Below are 5,215 nucleotides of genomic sequence, written 5' to 3'. Positions count from 1 at the left end.
TAATAATATGTAGCTAGAAATTTATAAAAATATCTTCAGTTATATAAACAATAGCCGATTATGGCAATTAAAAATATTTAATTATTATAAATCTTAAAAAAAGTATTGTAGAGATGAAAGTACCACAACTATCGCATGAGTATCCATATAACATACCTCCATTATTTTAATTAATACTATTTTACTTTTTTAAATTAAGTTTTTCAACGATACCAAAGTTAAAAAAAATTAAGCTAATGTCTTAACCTTCGGGACGAGAGGGATAGCACAGCAATCCTAAATGCATAATCATCTACAGCCCGTGAAGTAAGAATCCTCAATTTCCATAAGTTGAGGTAGTTAAATAAATATTGTGTAAGCTACCAACAATTTAAATCATTGGCAATGGTAGAAAAAAATATCCTGCGTTTAAAATAATTTGGATAATTAAGTAGTCCCGAGCGGAGTCGAACCGCTGTCTCTGGGTCCAGGGCCCAGAAGGATTGCCACTACCCTACGGGACTATGCAATTATTTTTAGAAATCATCATATATAAATTAGATTCTAAAAAAGTAGAGTAAGAAAAAAGTAGCCAACTCTCACATGAGTTTTCATGCAAATCTCTCAAAAGTATTACCAATAATAATTTCATTAGGTTAATCTAGTTTTTGCAAAAAATTTAAATTAAGTGATTGTATTGTTATTTATGTCTTTCTGCAACTTTAATCATTAATGTAATGTTTTGAGGCTAACGAGATAATCTGATAAATCCAAGTCCTTTCAAACTCTTTTTTGTTTTAAATCCCAACAGTTTCAAAAGTATAATAAAAAAACTCAAAAAATAAAATTTATCAAATCAAATTCAACAAAAATATGAATTTTACAAACCAAAAAAAAAGAAAAAAAGGATATTATGCTATATAAACATCCTCTGTATATTTATTAGTATTTGAAGTTCCATTAGGTGTGAATTCTACGCTGATTTGATGTTGACCAAGGTAATCACCAGAAATCCAGAATATTGGAGTGGATACATCACCAGCAGTAATTTCATTAAATACTAATTTACCATCAACATAAACTAATAAATGCCCATTTGTAAAATCAGAATCAAACAGGTTGTTAATGCCTTGAAGTCTCAATGCATCACCAGTGCTTACTACTACATTATCCCTAAGTCTTTGGACAAAATGCTGAGCAGTACTCTCGGCAGGCTGTGAAACAGGAGCATAAGAAGTGCTTGTTACAACTTCAGGCACATCACTTACTTCAGGATTAACAGTTTCGTTAGTAGCATTGGTTGCATTACCACCCATCAATTTTGAAAAGATATCGAGAATTTGTGCGATGTCAAAATCAGTTCCGTTTCCGGTACCATTTCCACCTGTTAAACTACTAAAATCAAAACTACTACCGCTTCCAGAACCATTTCCACCTGTTAAACTACTAAAATCAAAACTACTACCGCTTCCAGAACCATTTCCACCTGTTAAACTACTAAAATCAAAACTACTACCGCTTCCAGAACCATTTCCACCAGAAGTTGTGCCTGGTTTAGTGTCATCAGTATTTGTATTAGTTTCTTCATTGTTTTGACTATCGTCAGCTTGATCACCAGCACCATCATCAGCGCCATCACCTACAACTTCATCTACTGGACTGCTTTGTAGTGTAGCATCACTGGAATCATCAGTGAAATCTGTTGCACTGAAAGCATTCATAGATAAAATTAAAATAATTAACAAAGCTAAAATATATTTTATTTTATTATCCAACATATGAATTCCTCCGTTTTTTTAATAATTAATGATAAATTTAATATGTATCCTCCTATTAACAGGAAATGCTTTTTTTAATCATTCTATGGAATATTTAATCCCTAAGATATTTGTAAATTAAATATATTCCAATAACTGCGCTTAATACGAATCCTATAAATCCGATTGCAGAGATATCCCAAACTTTTGGACCTTTATCTGCCAGGATTGCGATGGATGAACCCACAAGCAATGCAGCTACAATCAAGGATATGGACAACTGATTTTTCAAATCATCCAAACCTGTATGGTTCATATTTAATTCCAGCTCTCCTCTTTCAACCTTGTCAAGAGTGCTGTTGAGCCTGTCAGGCAAGTCTTTTAATAAATGTTCGATTTCCACAATATAGTTGAATCCCCCGCCGACAAGGTTTCCAGGTTCGAATTTTGTTTTTATCATGTCTTTAGCGAATTTTTCAAGTTCTCCTGTGAGATTGAAGTGTGGGTCTAATTTGTCTCCAGCTTCCTCAATGAGTATGATACCCCTTCCAATCATTACGAACTCTCTTGGAAGAACAATATTGTGGTTAATCATCACGTTCATCAAATCATCGAATATTCCGTCCATTTGATCCATGTCAACGCCGATGTATGAGTTCAACAGGTCGTCAACATCTTCCCTGAACTCATCAGTGTTCTGTTCTGGTGTAATGATTTTCATGTAAAGCAACTGATTGATTAAATGATGTGAATTTCCATCCAACAGAAGCAAGACTAATTGAGCGAAGTTTGAACGGAATGTGTCGTTGACAACACCCATCATTCCGAAATCAATGTAACAGAGCCTGTTGTCATGGGTTACGAACAAGTTTCCTGGGTGCGGGTCTGCATGGAAAAATCCGTCAATCAATACCTGTTTTAAATATGATTGGCATCCGTATTGTGCTATTTCTGCATTGTTGATGCCTTCAATTTCATTGTCGTATAATTCAGGCAATTCATATCCGTCAATGAGTTCCATGGTTATGAGCTTAGAGGAACAGTATTCAGGATATACTTCAGGAATTTTAATATAATCGACTTCTTCAAAGTTTTTTGTTATTTTACTAATATTTTTAACTTCTTCCATGTAGTTCAATTCTTTAAAGATTGACCTTTCGAATTCCTTGGCCATTGCAGGCAGGTTATATACCCTTGATCCTGAAACATGTTTGTCGACTGTTGCGGCCACTTTATTCAATACTACTACATCAGGTTTAATAACTTCATAAATGCCCGGTTTTTGAACTTTAACAGCGACATCCATGTCGTTTTCCTTTAATGTTGCCTTATAAACTTGACCGATTGATGCGGATCCGAGCGGTTCTTCATTAAATTCGGAATATACCTCTTCCAATGGCTGTCCGAGTTCGCCTTCAATGACTTGTCTTATTTCATCAAAAGGAGTTACTGGAGTATTGTCCCTAAGCAACTTTAAGTCATCAGCTATTTCATTACCGACCATATCCGGCCTTGTAGCTAACAATTGACCTAATTTAATGAATGCAGGACCCAATTCTTCCATTGCATATCTTAAATCTGAGATTTCAAAATCTTCATCATCTTTATTTTCTTTTAATAATTTTGCCAAGTGGTGCTTTTTTGCAACACCCATAATCTCATCAAAACGTTGCCTTGCAACTTTTTTATCTTCTTTTGCCATATGCGCTCAACCCATAATTCTAATATCAAATTTTATTTTCAACAGTTAACCATATTCTCCCTATGATTAGTTTGAATATTATCCCGTTGTTCACTAAAAAATCTTATAGCGAACTATTTGAGTGTAAAATCAAACATACATTAATGTCTATAAATTATATTATATATAAATATAATGATTTTATTGAAACATGTTCAATAAAAAAAATTCATCCAAATCCAAATTTAATATTCTAAAAAATACTTTAAAATTTTAAAATTAAAAAAAACAATTAAATAAAAAAATTCCCAATAAATTGAAATTTTTTCAAAATCAGTATTAAATTATTATTCAAAAATATCTAAAAAAAATAAAACAAATATAATAAAATAGACATAATAGAATATAAAATTGTATACTAAATTCGAAAATAATTATAAAAGAAACATTTTCATGAAAATATTAGAATTTTGTTCAGTAAAATAGTGCCAAATATTAAAAAAAAATAATAAATAAAAATTTAAATATAAAATATAATTAAAATAAAAATATAATATGGCTTATTGTATAATTAAACAAATAAGCATATTCATGAATGCTTTGATTTTACCATTAATAAAAAAAAATACAAAATTGTATACTTATTCTTCTCAGGTCAATTGTCCATTCATATATAAATAGCTATTCTACCAGTACCCACAGTTACATTCTCAAAAGCTAAAATATGGACAATATAACTTTTTGAAATATAAAAGCAAAACCGGATTTCGGCAATTCCTGCATATTAACATTTAAATAATTATCTCAAACATTACTAAAACTGTCAATTCGCTTTTAATCCATGAATAACAATCCCATTTTCGATAATCTCATTAAATTATAAATGAGGAGTTAATCCTCATCTACTATACAGATAATTCACAATACCAATAAGCCCTAAAATAAATGTTACCAGATAACCTAAAACTGCAATCAGAGGCATATCAAACAACATTGGCCCCCTGTCGATTGTCATCACTATTGAGGAGCTCATTAAAAGTGCAGCAATTATTACAACTAATGAAAATTTGCTCACAATACGGTCAAGATGGTCAATTTCAAATCTAAGACTCATTTCCCCATTATTTATTTTATGAATAGCATTTGCTAGAATTGGAGGCAATGATTTAAGCATATTCTTATAATAGACCAAACTGCCTTTTTTACTGCTTAAACTTTTTTTGATGTTCATTCGCTCTTCCATTGCCTGTTTGGCTATCGGTTCAATGGAAGCCATAATGTCCATATCCGGATCAAGCGCAGTGGCATCAGCTTCAATCATGGATACGCCCCTGGCCATTGAGACGAATTCATTTGGAAGAACAACACCATAATCCTGCATAAGATCAAGCAATTTGTTCAATATTTCATTTAATCCACCGGAACCTTGTGAAAAATATCTGAAGAATAAATCACGAAGGTCACGTTTTAAACGTGTGGTATCCATAGCGTAATTTAAAATACCCATGTACATGAACTGATTTATCACACCATTAACATCCTGGTCTGCAATCAACATCAACATGTCACAAAGGTCTTTTCTAAAGCCGTCATCAAGAATACCAACTGAACCCAAATCAATATAACATAAGACATTATCGTCCAAAATTATCACGTTTCCCGCATGAGGGTCCGCATGGAAAAATCCATCAAGAAGAACTTGCTTCATAAAAGAATCAATGAGACGTTTAGCCAAAAGAGGCTTATCAAATTCTTCACTGTCGCTTTCAGATACCTCACTTAATTTTGTTCCGTCAAT

At 32.2% G+C, this 5,215-nt stretch carries 3 protein-coding genes and 1 tRNA gene; all 4 read right to left on the bottom strand.

From position 1 onward, the window contains the following. Positions 1-431 precede the first annotated feature (431 nt). A tRNA-Gln gene (locus IJI93_RS03320) sits at positions 432-503 on the bottom strand. A gap of 387 nt (positions 504-890) precedes the next feature. Beyond that, positions 891-1,757 carry a hypothetical protein gene (locus IJI93_RS03315; RefSeq protein ID WP_292819923.1) on the bottom strand — a complete coding sequence of 289 codons (867 nt, stop codon included), beginning with the start codon at positions 1,755-1,757 and terminating at the stop codon, positions 891-893. A 94-nt stretch (positions 1,758-1,851) separates the two neighbouring features. Beyond that, positions 1,852-3,438, bottom strand: coding sequence for an AarF/ABC1/UbiB kinase family protein (locus tag IJI93_RS03310; protein ID WP_292819920.1), 1,587 nt, complete (start codon positions 3,436-3,438; stop codon positions 1,852-1,854). Positions 3,439-4,315: 877 nt separating this feature from the next. Then, positions 4,316-5,215: AarF/UbiB family protein (locus IJI93_RS03305; RefSeq protein WP_292819917.1), on the bottom strand; the 900-nt coding region annotated here is incomplete at its 5' end.

Source organism: Methanobrevibacter sp., from assembly GCF_017431965.1.
Lineage (GTDB): Archaea > Methanobacteriota > Methanobacteria > Methanobacteriales > Methanobacteriaceae > Methanocatella.
The sequence above is the reverse complement of the archived record's forward strand: the minus strand, read 5'-3'. Positions and strand labels throughout refer to the sequence as shown.

What these genes read in the sequence shown, in the direction of transcription:
- IJI93_RS03315 (WP_292819923.1), bottom strand. Translation starts at nt 1,757, where the DNA reads ATGTTGGATAATAAAATAAAATATATTTTAGCTTTGTTAATTATTTTA.
- IJI93_RS03310 (WP_292819920.1), bottom strand. Translation starts at nt 3,438, where the DNA reads ATGGCAAAAGAAGATAAAAAAGTTGCAAGGCAACGTTTTGATGAGATT.